Raw genomic sequence first — 20,675 nt, 5'->3', positions numbered from 1 at the left:
TCGGTCGTGATGAGCGAGCACAGTACCGAGCCGAGGTTCCCGGCGCAAGGCGGTCAGCGCGCACGGCCGGGGAGGTCGCTCCGGCAACCAGGGTGAGAGCGGCTATCGGCGCGGTGGGGCACCAGGGCGCCCAGGCCGGCGAGTTCCGGAGATATCTGCTCTGCGACGGCGGTGCGAGCACCGCCTCAACCCCTCCAGCGCGCGGCTCGCGCGGTAGAGCTCGCGAGCCGCGCGAGGCAGCCGGCAGCGAGGTCCCTGTACACCCGGACTGCGGCAACGGCCCCCTAGATGACCTTGAGTGGAGTCGACATTGCATCGGACGCTCCCGAGCTGCGTTGCCCGGATGCCCGGCACGGCGACCCCCCCCGGATGTCCGCGGAGGTCGCAAGGACCTCGGTGGGTGCTTCGACCCAGCCAGCCAAGCGCACGTCTGTCAGGCAGTAGCGGCGCGCCCTCGAACCGGCTCACAACGAGAGCAAATAGCGCAGGAACGGAAATTTCCCGTCGTGAAGTGCCAGGGGGCGGCGCGCGAGCACGGCGGGGTGCTCGGGCTCCAGGGCGACGTGCCCTGCGGAGGCGACGGCGTGTTCAGCAAGTACTCGCCCGACCCCGAGGCGCAGGACCGGCGCATCCGGAGCGCGCTGGCGGCGAGCGGGGGCGAGGCGGAGGACCTCGTCGTCATCGGCTACTTCGGGAGATGCCCGGAGCGCGCCACGGAGAGATGCGGACGCCGAGCGGGTCATGGATGAGGCGCTCGACTGGCTGGACGCGCTCGACGAGAACGCGCGGCCGCGCCCCTGAGATCGGGCCCGGGCGCGTGCTATGGAGCTCGCGCAATGGTCGAGCGCGCGTCCTCCGGGGCGCCGCGGGAGGTGAGCGCGGCGCTGGCCCCCACCGACCCGCTCGGCGCCCTCAACCAGGCCTTCCTCGACGCCTACGCCGCGCGCCGGGAGGCCGTCCTCGCCAGCATCGAGCCGATCATCGCCCAGATCGACGACAGCCTCATCCTGCGGCGCGGCGGCCGGCGGATCGAGGGCCCCGCGCGCACCCGGCGCTACCATGAGCTCAAGGTGGTCGCCCACGCCCCGCTCGCCGTCCACACGCTCCTCTCGGGCCGGCGAGGCGCGCTCGACGGCGACGCGCAGGGCCGGCTGGCCGAGCTCCGGCAGCGCATCGCCGCGGCCGCGGCCGACCTCGACGGCCGCGGCTTCACCCCGGAGCAGCTCGCCCGCCAGCGCCGGATCCTGGACGCGTCGCTCGCGCTCCTCGACGAGGCGAGCGCGGCCGGCAGCGTCGCGCCCGAGACGCTGTCCGCCTTCACCCGCGCGCAGACCCCGGACGTCCTCCTCAACGCCGAGGACGCGGCGCGCGACCAGATCGAGACGATGCACGCCACGGTCGAGGCCTGGAAGCGGGAGATGACCCCCGAGGAGCGCGAGCGGCTCCGGGCCGTGGTCGCGGTCTCGCACATGGCCCGCCCGGGGAACGTGGCCGCGCAGTACTTCTCGGTCACCCTGGGAGAGACCTGGCGAGGTCGCTTCGACCAGGAGGGCCTCCGGCCGGGGAAGCGCGTGCTGACCGCCGAGGCGACATTCGACGAGGCGGAGGCGTTCGCGCTCCTCGCCACGCACGCGCTCGACGCCGGCGTGGCCACGCGCTTCTTCGGCGAGGAGACCCGGCTCACGCGCGACATCCTGGCCGACGCGGCCGAGCGGATCCTCGCCGGGATGTTTCACAAGGAGCCGGCGCCGCCGGCGGAGGCCGGCGCCGGAGCGTGACGGTCGAGCCGCAGGGGGCGCGCACGCTGGGCTTCCTCGGTCGAGCCGGGTGAGGACGAGGGCCCCGTGTCGGGGGCCCTCTTTGCGTCACATCACGCTACCTGCGGCGGTTCCTGAAGCGGCCGCGCCCCCGCCGGCTGCGCCCCCGCCGGCTGCGCCCCCGCCGGCTGCGCCCCCGCCGGCTGCGCCCCCGCCGGCTGCGCCCCCGCCGGCCGTGCCCCCGCCGGCTGCGCGGCGGCGGCCGCTCCCTTCGCGGCCCGCGCTCGCCCCGCCACGATGGACGCCGCCCGCGTCTCGAAGAGCGTGCGCAGCGCCGTGTAGCGCTCGGCCAGCTCGGGCGCGTGATCCAGCGCGTTGGTGAGCTGCTTGTTCTCCGCCTCCAGGAACACCAGCGCGTCGCTCAGCGCGATCTGCTCCATCTCGCGGGCATACAGCGCGAGCCCCTGGACCGCGGCCAGCAGCCGCCCCACCCGCTCGAGCCGCTCGGCCAGCGCGGGCGCCCGTTGCGGATCGGGCGCGTATTTGCCCAGATCCGCCATGAGATCCAGGCCGGCGGCCTCCTGCAGCGCGTCGAGCGCCTCGGCGCGCAGCTCGGACGGCACCTTGCGCAGGCGGCGGTTGCGCGTAGCCGGGTCCGTCGGCCGGAAGCCGGCCGGCGGCCTTGGCACGCTCGCCGGATCGAGGATGGGAAGCGCGCGGTTCTTCGCGATGGTGTCGTCGAAGTCGGCCTCCGCGTGCCCGCCGCCGGGCGCGGGCTCGGCGCTGGCGGGCGTCACGGGGCTCGGCGTGGTCGTCGTCTTCTTGCGCGATGTCATGATCTCCTCTTGCGGGGCGCGCGCCGCCGCGCCGTCATGGCTCGCGCGGCGCGCAGGTCTCCGCAGCGGATTGTCAAGGACGATGCCAGCCGGCGCACGCCTGGCGACAAGGCCGATCGAAGGCGCGGGCGATCGTGGAGGCGCAACGGGTTGCGGCAAACCGTTGCATGATTGCGCAAGGATGTGCGGGCAGGGCAGGGTCACCCGTCCGCCGAGATCTCGGCACGTCCCAGCCAGGGACTCGATCCTGCCCCACCCGAGGCTCCGCCACGCACCCACCCAAGCAGGAGGGTCGACCCTCCGCTCGCCCAGGGTCGACCCTCCGCTCGCCCAGGGTCGACCCTCCATTCGCCCATAGCCGACCCTCCATTCGCCCATAGCCGACCCTCCATTCGCCCATAGCCGACCCTCGATTTGCCCAGGGTCGACCCTCGCTCCGCCGAGTAAGCGACCATCTCCTGGGCGACCCACCCTCCCTCGGTCGGGTGGTGCTGTGATCTGCCCAGAGAGGTTTCACATGAAGATGGGGAGATCACTGGTCATCAGGTGACTCCATTGGGCACGCTCGACGTCCAGTGCTGCAGCGGCCGCTGTCACATGAACGAGTGCCAGTAGGGTGAGGTCGGGAGCCGCGGCACCGGCGGGCACGGCGGTCGGGGACCGCGGCACCGGCGGGCACGGCGGTCGGGGACCGCGGCACCGGCGGGAGCGGCCGGTGCGCTGCCGCCCGCGGTTACCCCTGCGGCGCCGCGCCGCCGCTCGCGCCGCGGCACCGCTCGACGTCCTCCCAGAACGTCGGGTACGTCTTCGCGACGCAGGCCGGGTTCTCGATCGTGATCCCCGGCCGGCACAGCCCCAGGATCGCGAAGCTCATCGCCATGCGGTGGTCGCTGTAGCTGTGCACAAGCGCGGGCGTCAGCGGGCGCGGCTCGATGCGGAGCCAGTCGTCGCCGTGGGTCACCTCCTGCCCCAGGCGGCGGAGCTCCGCGACCGTGGCGGCGAGGCGGTCCGTCTCCTTGATCCGGATGTTCGCCACGTTCCGGATCGTCGTCGGCCCCTCGAAGAGCGGCGCGATCGCCGCCAGCGTCATCACCGTGTCCGAGATGTGGTGCATGTCGACGTCGATGCCGCGCAGGCGCCCGTCGCTGCGCACCGTGGTGGCATCCCCCTGCTGGCTCACGCGCGCGCCGGCCTGCTCCAGGAGCTCGACGAACCGGTAGTCCCCTTGCAGCGCCCCCTCCCCGAGGCCGGGCACGGTGATAGCGCCGCCCGCGGCCGCGGCGAGCGCGAACGGGTAGCTCGCGGACGACGCGTCGGGCTCGATCGGGTATCTCCGCGGGCGGTACCCTCCTTCGGGATGGACGGTGAACCCGCCCGTGACCTCGTCGATTCGACCGCCGAAATCCGCGACCATGCGGCGCGTGATCTCGACGTACGGGCGGCTCACCAGCTCGCCGGCGATGCGCAGATCGATGGCGGATTCGGCGAGGGGGCCGGCCATCATCACCGCCGAGAAGTACTGGCTGGAGCGGTCCCCGCGCATCGTCAGGGTGCCGCCCTTCAGCCGGCCGCCCCGGATCCGGAGCGGCGGGCATCCGGTCGCGCACGCCACGTCCACCCCGAGCTGCCTCAGCCCGTCGACGAGATCGGCGATCGGGCGCTTGGCCATGTGCTCGTCGCCGACCAGCACCACCTCGCCGGGCACCAGGCACGCGAGCGCCGCCAGGAAGCGCACCGTGGTGCCGCTGTTCCCGATGAACAGCTCGCGCTCCGGCGCGCGCAGCCGGCGCCGCCCCCCCTGCACCACGAGCGTCTCGGGCCCGGCGTCCTGGATCCCGATCCCCATCGCTTCCAGGGCGGACCGCATGTGCCGCGTGTCGTCGCTGTGGAGCACCCCCTCCAGCGTGCTCTCGCCGTCGGCCAGCGCCGCCAGCACGAGCGCGCGGTTCGTGATGCTCTTCGAGCCGGGGACACGCCAGATCAGCTCAGGCGGCGAGGAGAGCGGGACGATGGGCAAGGGACCGGCAGGGATCATGGGGCCGGCAGACTAGATCTTCGTGGCAGCGCTGGCTACGTGCGGCAGCACGGCCCTGGGGTTCCCTGGCACGTGCCGCGCACGCGTCGCCGCTGTACTGCTCTGAACGTCGCTGCTCCGGCGCGCATCGCAGCGTGAAGAACCCCAATCGTCACGACCACCCCTCGCCGCTCCCTCGACGGGGCCACACGAACCGAGTCCCTGCCACGATGCCTCTCTTGCTTCCTCGCCGGGCCCAGCCCGAACACCACCGCAGCGCCCGCTGCCGCCGCCTCGTCGTCGTGACGGGGCTCCTGCTCGCCGTGGCGAACGCCGCGATCGCCGCGCCCGCCGAGCCGCCGCAGCCCGCCGCTGGGCCAGCGCCGCCCGCGGTCGAGCTGGCGCATCTCGCCGCCGAGCCGCCGCAGCCCGCCGCCCCATCGGCGCGGGAGATGGCGGCCGAGCACTATGGAAAGGCCCGGGCGTTCTACGAGCGGCGCGAGTGGTCCCGGGCGCTCGCCGAGTACCTCGCCGCGCGGCAGGTCTACTCGAGCTGGGCCGCGACCTCCGGCGCCGCGGTGTGCCTGAAGCAGCTCGGGCGCCACGACGAGGCGCTGGAGATGTTCGAGGAGCTGCTGCGCGAGTTCAGCCACCGGCTGCCCGACGCGGCGAAGGAGGCGGCGCAGCGCCAGCTCGACGAGCTGCGCCAGCTGGTCGGCATCCTCGAGGTCGACGCCGCCGAGCCGGGCGCGCTCATCGCGGTCGACGGGCGGCACCGCGGCGAGGCGCCGCTCTCCGGGCCGCTCCGGCTCACCTCCGGCAGCCACTGGGTGCGCGTGTTCAAGGAGGGGTTCGAGCCCTTCGAGCAGCGCATCGAGATCGCGGGCGACCGGCTGGTGCGCGTCAGGGCGCGGCTACGGCCGCTCGCGCGCATGGGGCGCTTGCGGGTCATGGAGAGGGAGGGCCGGCCGCTCGAGGTCGTGGTGGACGGCAGCGTCATGGCGAGGGCGCCCTGGGAGGGGCTGCTCGCGCCCGGCGTGCACACGGTCGCGCTGCGCGGCGAGGGCCGCCTCGGCTCGCCGCCGGTGCAGGTCGACGTCGAGGTCGACAGGACCGTGCCGCTGACGCTCTCGGCCGAGGAGCTCGCGTCGGCGCTGCGGATCGAGCCGGTGCCGGTCAACGCCACCGTGGCCGTCGACGGCGTGACCGTGGGCCGCGGCGTCTGGGAGGGGCGGCTGCGCGCGGGCGCGCACCGGGTGGAGATCGCCGCGCCTGGGTTCCTGCCGGAGTCGCACCGCGTACTCCTCGGGCGCGATCACACGGAGGTCGCGCGCGTGACGCTGGAACGCGACCCGCGCTCGCCCTTCTGGCGCAAGCCCGCGCGCCCGGCGCGGTTCGTCGTCGAGGCGGTCACGGGCGCCGTGCTCGTTCCCAGCTTCGGCGGCGAGGTCGCGGGCACCTGCATCCGCGGCTGCGAGGCGGCGCTCGGCACGGGCGGCTCCGCCGTGATCCATGCGGGTTACGAGCTCGGCATGGGCCTCGGGCTCGGCGTCAGCGTCGGCTACCTCGCGGTGTCGCAGCGCCTCCAGGGCCGCGCCACGGAGGTGATCCCGATGGGCCTGCCGCCCAACCGGGGCACCGTCGATGATCGGCTGGCGCTGCGCAGCGCGCTCCTCGGCGGGTGGATCAGCTTCGCGCTGCCGCTGGGCGAGCGCGTCCCGCTGCACTTCCGCCTCGGCGCCGGCGCCGCCGCCGGCGCGCTCCTGGAGGAGCGCACGAACGGCGCGTTCCGGACGGGCGACGGGGCGCCGTACGAGCTCGCCCCCTTCGTCCAGAAGCACCCGGCGTTCTTCTTCCACGTGACCCCCGAGGTGCGGATCGGCCTGCCGATCGGCCGGGTGGTCCAGCTGAGCGCGGGCATCGCCTTTCCCGTGCTCGTCGACCTGGAGCGGCCCACGTGGGACGCGGCCCAGGCCGTGCTCGCGGGGGGAGACGGCCGTGGCACGTTCCCGGTCGAGAGGCTCGCCGGCCCCGTGCTCCTCACGGTCGCTCCCGGGATCGGCGCTCGTTACGAGTTCCACTGACGGAGACGCTCGTGCGAGCCCTGCGGACAAGGACAGAGGGATTCGATATGCCCATTGCTGGTTCGAGGCGCCGACCTGCCCGGTGGACGCTGGCGTTCGTCTGGATGGTGACCCTGGCCTTGCTGCTCGGCTGCAGCGAGGTGGCCGATCCGATGGATGCGCGCCTCCTCAGGCGGCAGTTCCCCGAGCAGGCCGACGCCATCCTTCAAGGGCCCTTTGCCTTCGCCCCGGCGGACGATGGGTTCGAGGCCCCGCGGCCGCTCGATGTGCCCCCCGCCCGCGCCGGCGCTGGCGGGCTGCGCTCCCGGTTCCCGCGGCGCGGCGACGGCGCCGTCCGTTTCCCCCTGCCGGACGGCGCCGAGGCGCTGGTCAGGGAGCTCGGCGCCACCGGCGCCGGCGAGCTCGCGGAGGGCGCGGTGACCTATGCGCGGGCGGGCGGAGCATCGTTCTGGACCGCCCTCGACGACGGCTACGAGGAGTGGCTGCTGCTCGAGCCGCGCGCGGTGCGGCGTGACGCGCCCGTGGCCTCCTGGCAGGTCGACGGGGCCGCGCTGCGCCAGGACGGCGAGACCGTGGAGGTGGCGGACGCGCGCGGCGCGACGCAGATCCGCGTGACCGCGCCCGAGGCCTACGCGGCGGGGGGGAGGCCCGTCGGCGCGCGGCTCATCGCGCGGGCGGAGCGGATCGAGCTGTGGGTGGAGGCCGAGGGCGAGACCGTGCTGGTGGATCCGCGGTGGAGGCCCGTCAGAGCGATGAACTCCCCCCGCTACCGGCATACGGCGACGCCGCTGCCGGACGGGCGGGTCCTCATCGTCGGCGGCTATCATCGCTGGGACGCGCACGACAGCGCTGAGCTGTTCGACCCGGCCTCGGGCGAATGGTCGGTCCAGGGGTCGATGAGCGCCGCCCGCGCCGATCACACGGCCACGCTGCTGCCGGACGGGCGGGTCCTCGTCATCGGCGGCGATACCGGCGGCACCGAGGGCGATACCGCCGCCCCGGATCTCGAAGGAGCGCTCGACAGCATCGAGGTGTTCGACCCGGACTCCGGCCAAGCAAGCGGGTGGTCCACCGGAGATCCCATGAACGCTGCCCGCGCCGATCACACGGCCACGCTGCTGTCGGACGGACGGATTTTCGTCGCCGGCGGCTACGGCCCTGAAGGAGCGCTCGACAGCGCCGAGCTGTTCGACCCGGTCTTCGGCGTATGGTCCCCGCTGCCTCCCATGGGCACCGCCCGCACCGCGCACACGGCGACGCTGCTGCAGGACGGGCGGGTCCTCATCACCGGCGGCGACGGGCCTGACGGCTTGGTCGACAGCGCCGAGCTGTTCGACCCGGTCTCCGGCGTATGGTCCCCGCTGCCTCCCATGAGCGCCGCCCGCGCCGCGCACACGGCGACGCTGCTGCCGGACGGGCGGGTCCTCGTCGTCGGCGGCGCCGATCCAGACGGCGCGCCCAACGACGCCGAGCTGTTCGACCCGGGCACGGGGACATGGCTCACCGTCAGGCGCATGGCCGCCGCCCGCACCGCGCACACGGCGACGCTGCTGCCGGACGGGCGGGTCCTCATCACCGGCGGCGACGGGCCTGAAGGGTCGCTCGATGGCGTCGAGGTGTTCGACCCGGGCTCCGGCAGGTGGCTATCGCTCCAATCCATGCAGATGTCCCGGGCCGAGCACACGGCGACGCTGCTGCAGGACGGGCGGGTGCTCGTCGCCGGCGGCTCCGTGCATGGAACGATCGACGACGCCGAGCTGCTCGACCCGGACGCGGGCATGTGGCGGTCCGTCGACCCACTGCGGACCGCGCGCTACTCGCATACCGCGACGCTGCTGCAGGACGGGCGGGTGCTCGTCGCCGCCGGAGACGGCGGCGATGGCGGCGCACACCCCGGAGGGTTCGTCGACATCACCGAGGTGTTCGACCCGGACTCCGGCACATGGCGCGTCGTCGGCCCCATCGGCCAGGTCCGGATCGGGCACACGGCAACGTTGCTGCCGGACGGGCGGGTGCTCGTCGCCGGCGGTTACGCGTACCTCGATGGCCAATCGAGCGAGATACGATCGCTGAAACACGCCGAGCTGTTCGACCCCATCTCCGGTACCTGGCAGCCCGTCGTCCCCATGAACACCGCCCGGCATAAGCATACCGCGACGCTGCTGGAGAACGGAAAAGTGGTCGTCGCCGGCGGCCGCAATCAGGACGGTTATCTGGACAGCGCCGAGCTGTTCGACCCAGCTTCAGGCAGGTGGTTGCCCCTCGGGCCCATGCTCGCTCCGCGACAGTCGCACACGGCGACGCTGCTGCTGAACGGACAGGTGCTCGTCGCCGGCGGCTATGGCCCTGATGGAACGCTCGACGGCGCCGAGGTGTTCGACCCGGGGTCAGGCGGGTGGCTGCCCCTCGGGCCCATGATCTCTGCGCGTTCGATGCACACGGCGACGCTGCTGCCGGACGGACGAGTGTTCGTCGCCGGCGGTTTCGAGTCGGCGGGCTCGCTCGACAGCGCCGAGGTGTTCATCCCGGACTCCGGCAGGTGGCTGCCGCTCGGGTCCATGCACACCGCCCGCATCGATCACACCGCCACGCTGCTGCCGGACGGGCGGGTGCTCGTCGTGGGCGGCGCCAATATCCAGGCTTCTACCCTGCAGCCCCACACCGTCGAGGCGTTCGACCCGTCCTCCGGGACGTGGTTCCGTCTCGAGCCCCTGCCCTTGGGCCGGTATTGGCACAGCACCACGCGGCTGAAGGATGGCCGGGTGCTCGTGGCCGGCGGCGGCGATGAAGGACCGCTCGACAGCGTGACCATCTTCCACCCGATGGCGGACGGCAGCCCCTGCGCGGCGGACGTCGAGTGCGGCAGCGGCCACTGCACCGACGGCGTCTGTTGCGAGCGGGTCTGCGACATCTATCTCTGCGAAGCGTGCTCGGCGCTCCGGGGCGCCTCCGCCGACGGCGTTTGCACGTCGCTGCACCCCGATTACCTGCCCTTCGCCTGCTCGCCGCAGACCGGGGAACAAACGAGGCCCTGCAAGTCGGTCCACCACTGCGCTGAGGGCTTCGTCTGCGATGTCGAGGGCGAGTGCGTCCTGCCGCCGCAGAGCGGCGGGTTCCTCGACAAGGGCGGCTGCCACCTCGCCATCGCGACGGCCGCGGGGCCGGGGACGCGCGTGCCCGCGGAGCTCGGCCTGCTGACGCTCGCCGCCGTCTCGGCGGCGCTGCGCCGGCGCCGCAGATGACGGCGTGACCGCGCCGGGCGCCCCCGCGCGCTCGCTACCGAAGAGATGGCTCCACGCTGCGGCGAGCTTCGAGCGCGTCCACGGTGCCACGCGATGATCATCGAATCAACAGGGCGGAATGCACTTTGCAAAGGCGGAATGCACTTTGCAAAGACATTTTACACACCGCTCTCTTCACCCCAGTCCCCGGCCGCCGCCCACGACATCGTCTCTGTCGACCGCGCCAGCCCGAACCGCCCGCACCGGTCGATGGCGATGACGCCCCCGGTCACGTCGAGCCGCTCTGCCAGGTGCGCGATGATCCCCCGTGCGGCGTCGGCGGCGCTGCAGCCGGCGCGCATCCGCTCCACGGCGGAGTGCGCCGACGCGAGCCGGATCATCCCCTCTCCGTAGCCGGTCGTCGACACGGCCCCGGCCTCGTCGTCGGCGTACGTCCCGGCCCCGATGAGCGGCGAGTCCCCCACCCGCCCGACCCGCTTGTTCACCGTGCCGCCCGTGCTCGTGGCCGCGGCGGTGAGCCCGCTCGCGTCCCGCGCGACAGCGCCGACCGTGCTGCCCGCCCAGGAGGTCGCGCGGCCCGCGCCCTGCTGGACCGCGGCGAGCGCCTCCCGCGCGGCCTCGGTGATGAGCGCCGCCTCGCCCACGGGCGAGAACCCCATCCGTCGCGCGAACCTCGCGGCGCCCTGGGCGGCGTAGAGCACATGCCTGCCGTCCTCCAGCGCCGCGCGCGCGATCGCGATCGGCTCGGCGAAATCCGAGAGCGCGCAGACCGCGCCGGCCCGCAGCCCGCGGCCCTCCATGATCGACGCGTCGAGCTCGACGTGGCCCTCCTCGTTGAGGACCGCCCCCGTGCCCGCGTTGAAGAGCGGATCGTCCTCGAGGACGCGCACCGCGCGCTCGACGGCGTCGAGCGCGCTCCCGCCCTCGGCGAGCACGCGCGCCCCCTCGCGCGCCGCGCAGAGACACCCCGCCGCGTGCAGCGGCCGCCGCTTGGGGGCGACGTTCCCCGCGCCGCCGTGCACCAGGATGGATCGCTCCCCTCCGCGCCCGCCCAGATGATGGATGACGTGCATCACGCTCGCGGCACCCTACCGCGGCGCGCGCCCGGAGGTCCACGCCCACCCGGCGCTACTCGGCCGGAGACGCGCCCCTCTTGGCCGTGAGGTCGTAGTCCATCCCGCACGGCAGCGCCGCGAACACCGGCGCGAAGCTGAGCTCGCCGGCCACGAGGTTCTCGCAGTGCGATCCCGCCGTGGGCGTGAACGCGTAGGACATCCGCGCCTTGAACCGCGCGACGTCGTCGCCAGCGTCGCCAAGCTCCCCGCTCGCCCGGTCGCGCCGCTCGACGGAGCACGGCGGCCCTGGCGGCGCGTCGCCGGTGCGCATGTCCGCGATCACGCGCCCCTCGATCGAGAAGCTCACGTTGTCCTCGGCGAGGACGCCCTCGATGACGCTGGCGCCGTTGTCCCAGAACAGCGCGCCCTCGCCGCGCGCGAGCTCGACATCGAACTCCCACAGGCGCGTCGCCCCGAGCGCCCCCTCACCGCACGTGTTCGCCGTCTGCGTCCCGACCACGTGGAAGGTGCCGAGCGCGGTCCCCTGCGCCGCGGTCTCGTCCCCGAAGGCGTCGACGCACGCCGGGAGCACAGCCGACAGCAACGCGAGCAGCAGCATCCGCATCGAGCCCGCCTACCAGACCGGCCCGGCGAGGGACAAAAAAGCGCCCCAGGCAATGGAAATAAAAAACGGGTCGGGTGCTTCGCTTGCACCCGACCCGTCCCGTGGGCCTCTACCGGAGGCCTTCTGGACCCCGCATGATCCCGCCTGTGCGGCGCCTCCCCTGCCCCATCGCGACGAGCGATCGACCCCGTAGAACCGGTGAGAATCGTTTCCGGAAGACCTGAGTCTCCCTCGATTCCCTCTCTGCCGGTCTCGCGGAGGTCGCGATGGCAATCAACAGGTTGTTAGGCACCGGACCTGGCCGAGCGCGGAGGCGTCTCGCAAGGCCCCGATGACCCTGCGTCACGCTCCACGAGGGTCAGCTGTTCCCAGCCTCCGGTATAGAAGAGCCACTGGTACTGTGCATGGTGTCCATCCCTCCTCCGGCGTGCCGGCACCCCGCGCCGGATCGAAAGAGATCGTCCGGCATGGCAAGGGTGTTCGATTGCGGATCAGCGGAGAGCCCGCCGATCTGGTATCGACCCCGGCACCGTGGTGCTCCACGGCAGGACCATCCTGGAGCTGATGCTCCGTCCGAGGCCGAGGACCAGCCTATCACCGCTGTTCAGGCGAGCAAGGGGCTCACGCACTGAAACATCGAAAGCAACTCGCTTCCATTCATTCCTCACCTCGCGCGCCGGCGCAGCGCCCAGAGCCGCTCGGAGCGACCAGGCCGGACAGGGCGCAGCGCCCGTCGGTCGCACAGCGCACGGCCGCACAGCGCGGTTCAGAGGGGCTGCGCGCAGAGCGCGGGCGAGCAGCGGACGGAGCGCGTCCGGACACGGGAGCACATCCGACGGAATGTGTCCGGCGGAGCGGAACAGCAGCGCGGACGGCAGCGGCGGCCGGGGCGCGGCGAGCTCGCGGAGGCGCCGCGGCGCGCGTGGCGCCAGCGCGCGCCGGCTACACGTGCATGAACCAGCTCGGCTCCTCGGCCTCCGGCAGCGCCGTGGCGAGGACCGCGAGCATCGCGTCGATCTCTTCCTTCGTATGCACGCCGCTGCGCAGGATGGCCGCGGGCCCCTCGCCCGCCGGCACCACGACCGACTCGACGGCGAGCGCCGTCTCGACCCCGTAGCCGTAGGACGCCAGCGTCACGACCGCCGTGGCTTCCCGGTCGTCGAGCAGCCTGCGGATCGTCATCGTGCGCCGCACGCGCTCGCTGTCCTCGGCCCACGACGCGAGCCACACACGCGTCGCTTCGTCGAGGCCGACGAGCACGAGCTGAGCGGGGGGCATGGCGTCGGGATCGGCCGCGGCCACCGCGGCGCGGTGGAAGCCCCGCACCTCCCGGCACCAGAGCGGCGGCGCGCCGTCGACCCGGACGAGGAAACCGCAGGGACCGCGAGCCCCCTCTCGCTCGGAGCCCCCCGAAGAAGCGGAAGAGAAACTGTCGTTCGACACGAAGGGAGACGATACACGAGCTCTGCTCGGCGGAGGAAGCCCGCTCGATTGCGCAGCACGTCGAACCGCCAAGGCTCCGCCCAGGTCACACAGGGTGCCTGGGTGCGCTCGCCGCCTCCCTTGGCTTCCCGTCGCCTCCCGTCGCCTCCCGTGCCTCCCGTGCCTCCGTGCCTCCCGTGCCTCCGGTGCCTCCCGTGCCTCCCATGCTTCCCGTGCTTCCCCGTCGGATTCCTGCGCTTCCCTCCCCTGGCACGGTTCCCACAACGAGAACGCCACACTCCCTGGATTTCGGCTAAGGTGGCCCCCGCCTCCCCCGTGGAGCCCGTCCGGGACGGGGTGCGTTCTGCACCTACGGCGTCGCCCCGGCCGACGGGCTCCAGCCCGCAGCGGCGGGTCGGGGCGGCGGCAGCAGCGCTCGTCGCCGGGCGCGCTGTCGCGGCAGCCGGCGCAGAGGCCGCCGGCGCGCCCCCCACGTCACCTCGATCCCGATCCCGAACCGCAGGCAATGAAGCTCACGTCGCAAGAAATCATCGAGATCGTCGCCGCGTTCTGCGCCTACTTCGGCGCCGCGTACGCGCTCAACGCCTTCGCCCCCCCTCGCCTTCGCGTGCTCGCGCGGTACGGCACGGTCGCCGCGGGCGCCGTGCTGTTCTTCTATGGCCTGCACCGGTACATCGACGAGCACGCCCGCGCCGTGGACCTGGCGAAGGTGCTGATCGCGATGGGCGCCGCGCTCTGCGTCTTCTACGAGACGCAGCGCGAGGGGATGCGCCGGCCGATCGCGGAGCGCTGGAAGCGGTACGTCGGCGTGGCCCTCGGGGTCGCCGCCATCGTCGCCTACTTCAACGGCTTCCGCTTCGGCTATCCCAAGTATTACCATCGATGGGATCAGTTCCACTACTACATGGGGGCCAAGTACTTCCCCGAGATGGGGTACGACGGCCTCTACAAGTGCGCGCTGATCGCGCAGGACGAGCTCGGGCTCGTCACGTACACGAACGAGGACACCGGGCGGTCCATCAAGCTGGACATGGCGAAGGAGGTCCGCCACCCGGACAAGAAGATCCGGAACCTCGGCGGCGACAACCTCCTCATGCCGGCGAGCGAGGTGCTCGACAAACCCGAGATCTGCAAGGCGCACTTCGCCCCGGAGCGCTGGGAGAAGTTCAAGGCCGACGTGCAGTTCTTCCGGACGTCCTCCGACAAGGGCTACTGGGAGGACATGCAGAAGGACCACGGCTACAACCCGCCGCCGGTCTGGACGATCATGGGCAAATTCTGGGGGGACCTCCAGCCGGCCAGCACCGGCTACCTCCAGTTCCTCGCCAGCTTCGATATTTTCTATCTGCTCGGCATGTTCGCCGCCATCTACTGGGCCTTCGGATGGCGGGTCTTCGCCGTCGCGGCGATCTTCTGGGGCTGCCAGTCGTCGGCGCCGTTCTACTGGACCGGCGGCGCGTTCCTCCGGCAGGACTGGCTCTTCTACCTCGTCCTCTCGGCCTGCCTCATCCGCAAGCGCTACTTCAAGCTCGCCGGCGCGAGCATGGTCTACGCCGGCCTCCTGCGCATCTTCCCGGGCCTGCCGGTGATCGGCTGGCTGACCGTCGCGGGGATTTACCTCGTCCGCCACAAGCGGATGGCGCGATCGCACGTGCAGGTCCTGATCGGCGGCGTCCTCGCGGCCGCCGTGCTCATCCCGGTGAGCATGAAGGTCTCCGGCAAGGACTCGTACGTGCAGTTCTACGAGCACACGCTCAAGGTGCACGACCAGACGCCGCTGACGAACCACATGGGCCTCCGCGTCCTCGTCGGCCACAAGCCCGGGACCGGCGTCGAGTCCGGCCGGATGAAGTACACGAAGGACACGAAGCTCGTCGATCCGTTCGAGGTCTGGAAGCGGATGCGCAACGAGCGCTACGCGAAATACCGGTGGATCGCCTACGGGATCATCGCCGCCAGCTTCGCCGGCTTCGTCTACGTGTGCCGGCGGATCCGCTCGCTGTGGGTGGCCCAGTGCCTGGCCCAGATCTTCGTCATTCTGCTCTCGCAGCTCACCTGTTATTACTATTCGTTCATGATCCTGAGCGCGCCGCTCACCCGGCTGAAACGGCAGATCGAGGTGCCCCTGTTCGGCCTGGCGGCGCTCAGCCAGTTCATCTGGATCACGTTCCACTATAACGACGACAAGTACACGGCGCTCACCGTGGTCTCACTCGCCTTCTGCTATTACCTGCTCTGCCTCTTCTCGGGTAAGCCGATGCCGTGGGCGCGGCGCCACGAGCCGGCGAGCGCCGAGGAGGCGAAGCCGACGGCCCAGAAGGCCTGAGGCGCCGCGCGTCCGCGCTGGCCCCCCGCGACACCGCCCCCCCAAGAACGCCTGGAGACGCCTGGAAGCGAACGATGACGGACGTAGAGCGAGAGCATCCTGAAGAGCCCGGAGACCTCCAGGGAGACGAGGCCCGCCCGAGCTACCCCGGGGCGCCGGCGGAACGGGAGCACAGCCCCCCCCAGCGCGGCGACGAGCGCGCGGTCCACGCCTTCCGGAAGGTCCCGCGGACGGGCGTCATCTACGTTACGACCGAGGCCGCGCGCCTCGGGTTCAATCCGGGCGCCGACGAGGGGGCGGACGGCTGGTGCAACCTCGGGCAAGGTCAGCCGGAGACGGGGCCGCTCCCCGGCGCGCCCGAGCGCTGCTCGGCGGTGCCGATCGCCGGCGACGACCAGGAGTACGCGCCGGTGGCCGGCCTGTGGGAGCTGCGCGAGGCGATCGCCTCGCTGTACAACCGTGCGTACCGGCGTGGCATGCCGTCGCGCTACACGGCCGAGAACGTCGCCGTGTCGGGCGGGGGCCGCATCGCCCTCACCCGCGCCGCGGCGGCGCTCGGGCAGATCAACCTCGGCCACTTCCTGCCCGACTACACCGCGTATGAGGAGCTGCTCGACGTCTTCCGGCTGTTCTCGCCGATCCCGATCCTGCTCGAGGGCGAGCGGGGCTACTCGTTCTCGGTCGGCGATCTCCGCCGCGAGATCCTCGGCCGCGGCCTGAGCGCGATCCTCGCCTCGAATCCATGCAACCCGACCGGAAAGCACGTGCGGGGCGAGGAGCTCGCCGCCTGGGTCCGCACCGCAAAGGAGCTCGATTGCGCGCTCTTGCTCGACGAGTTCTACTCGCACTACGTCTACGGGATGGGCGACGTCGCCCCGATGGAGAGCGCCGCGCGCTACGTCGAGGAGGTCGACCGCGATCCGGTGGTGATCTTCGACGGCCTGACGAAGAACTGGCGCTACCCCGGCTGGCGCGTCACCTGGACCCTGGGGCCGCGCGAGGTCATCGAGGCGGTGGCGAGCGCCGGCAGCTTCCTCGACGGCGGCGGCTCGAAGCCGATGCAGCGCGCCGCGGCAGAGTTGCTCACCATCGAGCACACCCGCGCCGAGACGACGGCCATCCACCGCGCGTTCTCGCGCAAGCGCGAGCTCTTGCTCGCGGGGCTGCGCAAGATCGGCGTTACCATCGACGTGGCGCCCGAGGGCACGTTCTACGTCTGGGGCTCGGTCGCCGACCTGCCGCCGGGGCTCTCGGACGGCCACGGCTTCTTCCGGGCGGCGCTCGGGGAGCGGATCATCGTCGTGCCGGGCGAATTCTTCGACGTCAACCCGGGCAAGCGCCGGGCGGGCCGGCCGTCACGGTTCCGTCACCACGTCCGCTTTTCGTTCGGCCCGAGCGAGGAGGTCCTCGTCCGGGCGCTCGGGCGGCTCGAGCGCATGGTAGGCGAGCGTCGCCGGGCCTGACACCGGAGGCGCCGCGCAGCGGAGCGGGAAGACGGGGCCGAGCGCCAGGTCTTGTCGCGCTGCACGTCTTCCGACATGGTGGGGGAGCGCGTGGCCAAAGATCCGTGGAGTGATTGGAACGACGACGACCCCGGTAACTTCCAGCCGGGGGATACCATCGGCCCCTACGAGCTGCTGTTTCCTGCGGCCGTGGGCGGCATGGCCGCCGTGTGGGCCGCGCGGCTCAGGCGGCCCAACGGCACCGTCCAGATCGTCGCCGTCAAGCTGCTGTCGGACGCGATGCGCGGGGACGACGACGCGCGCGCGATGTTCCTCGACGAGGCGTGCACCGCGTCGCGCATCCTCCACCCGAACGTGGTGCACATCCTCGCGTACGGCGAGGTCCGCGATCGGCCGTACCTCGCGATGGAGTGGATCGACGGCGCCCCGATCGCGAAGATCTTCTCGAACCAGAAGGCGAAGCGCGCGCTCCTGCCGCTCAGCTGGGTGCTCCACGTGATGATCGACGCGTGCGCCGGCCTGCACGCGGCGCACGAGGTCCGCGACGACACGGGGGAGCTGCTCAACCTCATCCACCGCGACGTCACGCCCGAGAACGTGATGGTGACCTTCGACGGCATGGTGAAGGTCGTCGACTTCGGCGTCGCGAAGACGCGGGCGCGCGCGCAGGTCAGCCGCGTCGGCGCGATCAAGGGCAAGACGGGGTACTTCTCGCCCGAGCAGGTGATGGGCGGCGCGCTCGATCGCCGCAGCGATCTGTTCTCCATGGGCGTGCTGCTCTACCTGCTCGTGACGGGTCACACGCCGTTCCGCGGCAAGGGCCCGCTCGAGGCGATGCAGCAGATCGCCAACCGCAACCCGCAGCCGCCGCGCGAGATCATGCCCGAGGTCCACCCGGAGCTCGATCGCATCATCATGCGGGCGCTCGCCAAGAACCCGAACGAGCGGTACCAGACGGCCGCGGAGCTGCGCCGCGATCTCGAGCAGGTGAGCATCGCCATCCGCGACAGCTACAACGACAAGCAGGTGGGCCAGCTCGTCCGCGAGCTGCTCCCCGGGGTCGCCGAGGCGCGCAAGGAGCGGATCGACCAGGCGATCGACGAGCTCGATCGGATCCTCGCCGAGCGCGCCCACCCGCACAGGCCGCAGGCAGCGCGCCCCGAGGACGCGACCGAGGTGATGCTCCGGCGCATCTCCATGCTGCCGATCCTGCAGGACGGGCCGGAGGCGCCGGAGGACCCGGCCGACGCGGCGCCGCCCTCCGCCGGGGCGGGCCCCGCGAGCTCGCGCATGTCGGGGCCGGCCAGCTCGCGCATGTCGGGCCCCGCGAGCTCGCGCATGTCGGGCCCCGCGAGCTCGCGCATGTCGGGGCCGACCAGCTCGCGCCGCTCGAACCCGGATCCGATGCGCAAGTCGAACCCGGACGCGACCCGCAAGTCGCATCCGGACGCGACGAGCTCGCCGCTCGAGTTCGCGGCAGGGCTGCCGCCCCTGCCGATGGGCCCGCCGCCGCTGCCCGCGGGCCGACCGGCGGCGCACGTCGGGGCGGCGCACGCGGGTCCAGCGGTGCACGCGAACGGGCCCACGAGCGCGGTCACGTCGACGCCCGAGCAGCGCGCGCGCCCGGGCTGGGCGAGGGGGTCGTTCGTCCGCGTGGCGCTGATCACGCTGATCGTTCTGGGTCTGGCCGCGGCGGCAGCGTTCCTGCTGGTCCGGCGTTCCGGCGGCCTGTCGTTCGGCTCGCTGGTGTTGCCCTTCGCGCGTCCAAGCGCGTCCGGGCCGACGCTGGCTCCGCCCGACGCCGGGGTGACGCTGGACGCAGCCGCGGCGCAGGACGCAGCCGCGGCGCAGGACGCAGCCGCGGCGCAGGACGCGGCCGTGACGGCCGCGCTCGACGCCATCGCTGACGCCGCAGCCTCGGCCGACGCAGCCGCGGCTGAGCTGGCCGCCGACGCGGCCACCCCGGCCGACGCAGACGCCGACGCCGCGGTCCCCGCCGACGCAGCCGCACCTCTCCCGAGCGGACAGCCGGCGTATGTGCCCGGCGGCGCCGCCCCCGCGCCGCGCGTCCCGGGGCCCTTGCCGGCGCCGCCTGTCACCGGCGCGCCCGTGCTGCGGCCTGGATGGCCGTCGAACCCGCCCCGCCCCACGCCGCCTCCGCCGCGCGCCCCCGCGCCCGGCCAGGCTCCACGGCGCTCGCCCGGGCCTGCCTCGCCGCCCCCCCTCGACCTGGCGCCGCGGTAGCGAGCGCCGTCGGACCGGGTGCGGCGGCGGCCTCCGCAGCCCTCCGCGTACCGGTGCATCGCCGCGAGCTTCGCCGCCGCGGGCGCGCTCAGTCCTTCTGCGGCTTCTCGGCCTGCGGCTTCTCGGTCTGCGGCTTCTCGGTCTGCGGCTTCTCGGTCTGCGGCTTCTCGGGCAGCGGGGTGGCGCGAGACGCGGCTTTCTTCAGGGACGACTCCGCGAGCGACACCAGCATTGCGAGGTTCACCGGCTTCGAGAGCAGGAAGATCGCATGCCGCCGCAGCGCGCGGATGCGGGCCTGCTGCGACTCATCGGCGGTCACGACGAAGACGGGCGTGTCCCGGTTCAGCGCCCCCTTGGCCGAGAGCGAGTCGAGCACGCTGAAGCCGTCGACCAGCGGCATGTGCAGGTCGAGCACCACGAGATCGAATTTGCGCGCGGCGAGCCGGCGCAGCGCCGGCGCCCCGCCGTTCGCCTCCTCGATGTCCCCGAGCGTACGGAGCGCGCGTCCAAACATGCCTCGGATCGCGGTGTCATCATCGATGACGAGGATGCACGTCACAGCATGACGATGTTTGCATGGATACGGAAGCGCTGGAAGCCCGCCGCCCGTCTCCGCATCGCGCGGAGCGAGCGTCCACAAGGCCGCGCGCCGCGGATCTCCATCTCGGGACGTCGCCGACGTCGCCTCGGCCCAACCGTGATCCCGCGTCCGCTTCGCGCCTTCGCTCGCAGGAAAACGCTCGGCCGGACCTCGCGCTCGACGCAGTGAGCGCGAGGTCCGCACAGCGAAGACGGACGCCTCGTCATCGCAGATCCTGTGTTCAGTGGCCCCGGGCGAGACGTGGACGCCACGGACGGGCTGCGGTAGACGCGGAGCAAGACCTCATCCGCACCGCAAAGGAACGATCCATGGGCAAGTTCACCCTCACGAACGAGATCAACTGCAACGTCGACACCTTTTGGAAGCTGTTCCTGGACAAGACCTTCAACGAGGAGCTCTACCGGAAGGAGCTCGGTTTTCCCGAGTACACCATCACGGAGCAGGTCGAGACGGAGACGGAGATCCTCCGGAAGTCGGCCGGGAAGCCGAAGATGAACCTGCCCGGCCCCGTGGAGAAGCTGCTCGGCTCGGGCTTCCGCTATACCGAGGAGGGCAGGCTGAACAAAGCCACGAAGGTGTGGAGCTTCAAGCTGACGCCCAGCACCCTGGCCGACAAGATGCGCAACGAGGGCGTGGTGCGCGTCGAGGCGATCGGCGACAACAAGGTGCGTCGGATCGCCGAGCTCATCATCGAAGCGAAGGTGTTCGGTATCGGCGGCTTGCTCGAGAGCAGCGCCGAGAAGGAGCTGCGGCAAGGATGGGAGGAAAGCGCCGTCTTCATGAACAAGTGGATCGCCCAGGGCCGAGCGGTCTAGCCGCCCAGGCATCCGCCGGTCGGCCGGGCCCCGCTTGCCTGCACCAGGCAGGCGGAAGCGAGCGCCGCCAGACGCATGGCGGGCGACGCCGCCGGGCGAGGAACGCGAGCGACGTCTCTCCGCCCATCCCTCGCCCGGTTGAAGAACGCGACCCGCACGTCCAAGGTCAA

Annotated in this window: 14 protein-coding genes; 8 read left to right on the top strand and 6 right to left on the bottom strand. The window is 72.3% G+C overall.

The window, feature by feature from the left end; genetic code table 11:
- Window positions 1-506 precede the first annotated feature (506 nt).
- The gene (locus WMF17_RS15630; protein ID WP_437650195.1) at window positions 507-749 is read left to right on the top strand and encodes a hypothetical protein; all 243 of its coding nucleotides are present in this window, start codon (window positions 507-509) and stop codon (window positions 747-749) included.
- An 87-nt stretch (window positions 750-836) separates the two neighbouring features.
- Window positions 837-1,778 (top strand): hypothetical protein, encoded by a 942-nt coding sequence (locus tag WMF17_RS15625; RefSeq protein WP_437650193.1) that lies wholly within the window; start codon window positions 837-839, stop codon window positions 1,776-1,778.
- 92 nt (window positions 1,779-1,870) lie between these two features.
- On the opposite strand, the gene WMF17_RS15620 is transcribed toward WMF17_RS15625, so the two are convergent.
- Together WMF17_RS15620 and aroA are read right to left on the bottom strand one after the other, a co-directional pair.
- The gene (locus tag WMF17_RS15620) at window positions 1,871-2,593 is read right to left on the bottom strand and encodes a hypothetical protein (protein WP_437602874.1); all 723 of its coding nucleotides are present in this window, start codon (window positions 2,591-2,593) and stop codon (window positions 1,871-1,873) included.
- Between the two features lie 733 nt (window positions 2,594-3,326).
- Window positions 3,327-4,628, bottom strand: coding sequence for a 3-phosphoshikimate 1-carboxyvinyltransferase (gene aroA / locus WMF17_RS15615; protein WP_437602873.1), 1,302 nt, complete (start codon window positions 4,626-4,628; stop codon window positions 3,327-3,329).
- A gap of 209 nt (window positions 4,629-4,837) precedes the next feature.
- Here aroA and WMF17_RS15610 point away from each other — a divergent pair, with 209 nt between their 5' ends.
- Both WMF17_RS15610 and WMF17_RS15605 read left to right on the top strand, forming a co-directional pair.
- Window positions 4,838-6,691, top strand: coding sequence for a PEGA domain-containing protein (locus WMF17_RS15610; protein ID WP_437650192.1), 1,854 nt, complete (start codon window positions 4,838-4,840; stop codon window positions 6,689-6,691).
- 47 nt (window positions 6,692-6,738) lie between these two features.
- On the top strand, window positions 6,739-9,933 hold the full coding sequence (locus WMF17_RS15605; protein WP_437650190.1) for a kelch repeat-containing protein: 3,195 nt from the start codon (window positions 6,739-6,741) through the stop codon (window positions 9,931-9,933).
- Window positions 9,934-10,091: 158 nt separating this feature from the next.
- Here WMF17_RS15605 and WMF17_RS15600 read toward each other — a convergent pair whose 3' ends face one another.
- From WMF17_RS15600 to WMF17_RS15590, 3 genes are all read right to left on the bottom strand, one after another.
- Window positions 10,092-11,006: an isoaspartyl peptidase/L-asparaginase gene (locus tag WMF17_RS15600; RefSeq protein ID WP_437651347.1), complete on the bottom strand. Its 915-nt coding sequence runs from the start codon at window positions 11,004-11,006 to the stop codon at window positions 10,092-10,094.
- 55 nt (window positions 11,007-11,061) lie between these two features.
- Complete coding sequence (locus WMF17_RS15595) at window positions 11,062-11,613, bottom strand: hypothetical protein (protein WP_437602870.1); 552 nt, start codon at window positions 11,611-11,613, stop codon at window positions 11,062-11,064.
- Window positions 11,614-12,555: 942 nt separating this feature from the next.
- A complete protein-coding gene (locus WMF17_RS15590; protein ID WP_437602869.1) occupies window positions 12,556-13,056 on the bottom strand; it encodes a hypothetical protein in 501 nt (166 codons plus the stop codon).
- Window positions 13,057-13,561: 505 nt separating this feature from the next.
- Between WMF17_RS15590 and WMF17_RS15585 the strand changes: the two genes are divergently transcribed.
- From WMF17_RS15585 to WMF17_RS15575, 3 genes are all read left to right on the top strand, one after another.
- Window positions 13,562-15,382 (top strand): hypothetical protein, encoded by a 1,821-nt coding sequence (locus tag WMF17_RS15585; protein WP_437602868.1) that lies wholly within the window; start codon window positions 13,562-13,564, stop codon window positions 15,380-15,382.
- 74 nt (window positions 15,383-15,456) lie between these two features.
- Window positions 15,457-16,845, top strand: coding sequence for a pyridoxal phosphate-dependent aminotransferase (locus WMF17_RS15580; RefSeq protein ID WP_437602867.1), 1,389 nt, complete (start codon window positions 15,457-15,459; stop codon window positions 16,843-16,845).
- Between the two features lie 90 nt (window positions 16,846-16,935).
- On the top strand, window positions 16,936-19,089 hold the full coding sequence (locus tag WMF17_RS15575) for a protein kinase domain-containing protein (protein WP_437650188.1): 2,154 nt from the start codon (window positions 16,936-16,938) through the stop codon (window positions 19,087-19,089).
- 88 nt (window positions 19,090-19,177) lie between these two features.
- Here WMF17_RS15575 and WMF17_RS15570 read toward each other — a convergent pair whose 3' ends face one another.
- Window positions 19,178-19,648: a response regulator gene (locus tag WMF17_RS15570; protein ID WP_437650186.1), complete on the bottom strand. Its 471-nt coding sequence runs from the start codon at window positions 19,646-19,648 to the stop codon at window positions 19,178-19,180.
- A 350-nt stretch (window positions 19,649-19,998) separates the two neighbouring features.
- On the opposite strand from WMF17_RS15570, the gene WMF17_RS15565 reads away from it, so the two are divergent.
- On the top strand, window positions 19,999-20,505 hold the full coding sequence (locus WMF17_RS15565; protein WP_437602864.1) for a DUF2505 domain-containing protein: 507 nt from the start codon (window positions 19,999-20,001) through the stop codon (window positions 20,503-20,505).
- Window positions 20,506-20,675: the final 170 nt, after the last annotated feature.

The organism is Sorangium sp. So ce362 (genome assembly GCF_051519845.1).
In the GTDB taxonomy this organism is placed as follows: Bacteria; Myxococcota_A; Polyangia; order Polyangiales; family Polyangiaceae; genus Sorangium.
The sequence above is the reverse complement of the archived record's forward strand: the minus strand, read 5'-3'. Positions and strand labels throughout refer to the sequence as shown.

Excerpts from the sequence above, each read along its gene's own strand:
- WMF17_RS15610 (WP_437650192.1), top strand. The coding sequence starts at position 4,838 with ATGCCTCTCTTGCTTCCTCGCCGGGCCCAGCCCGAACACCACCGCAGC.
- WMF17_RS15580 (WP_437602867.1), top strand. The coding sequence starts at position 15,457 with ATGACGGACGTAGAGCGAGAGCATCCTGAAGAGCCCGGAGACCTCCAG.
- WMF17_RS15625 (WP_437650193.1), top strand. The coding sequence starts at position 837 with ATGGTCGAGCGCGCGTCCTCCGGGGCGCCGCGGGAGGTGAGCGCGGCG.
- WMF17_RS15565 (WP_437602864.1), top strand. The coding sequence starts at position 19,999 with ATGGGCAAGTTCACCCTCACGAACGAGATCAACTGCAACGTCGACACC.
- WMF17_RS15605 (WP_437650190.1), top strand. The coding sequence starts at position 6,739 with ATGCCCATTGCTGGTTCGAGGCGCCGACCTGCCCGGTGGACGCTGGCG.
- WMF17_RS15595 (WP_437602870.1), bottom strand. The coding sequence starts at position 11,613 with ATGCGGATGCTGCTGCTCGCGTTGCTGTCGGCTGTGCTCCCGGCGTGC.
- aroA (WP_437602873.1), bottom strand. The coding sequence starts at position 4,628 with ATGATCCCTGCCGGTCCCTTGCCCATCGTCCCGCTCTCCTCGCCGCCT.
- WMF17_RS15600 (WP_437651347.1), bottom strand. The coding sequence starts at position 11,006 with ATGCACGTCATCCATCATCTGGGCGGGCGCGGAGGGGAGCGATCCATC.
- WMF17_RS15620 (WP_437602874.1), bottom strand. The coding sequence starts at position 2,593 with ATGACATCGCGCAAGAAGACGACGACCACGCCGAGCCCCGTGACGCCC.
- WMF17_RS15585 (WP_437602868.1), top strand. The coding sequence starts at position 13,562 with ATGAAGCTCACGTCGCAAGAAATCATCGAGATCGTCGCCGCGTTCTGC.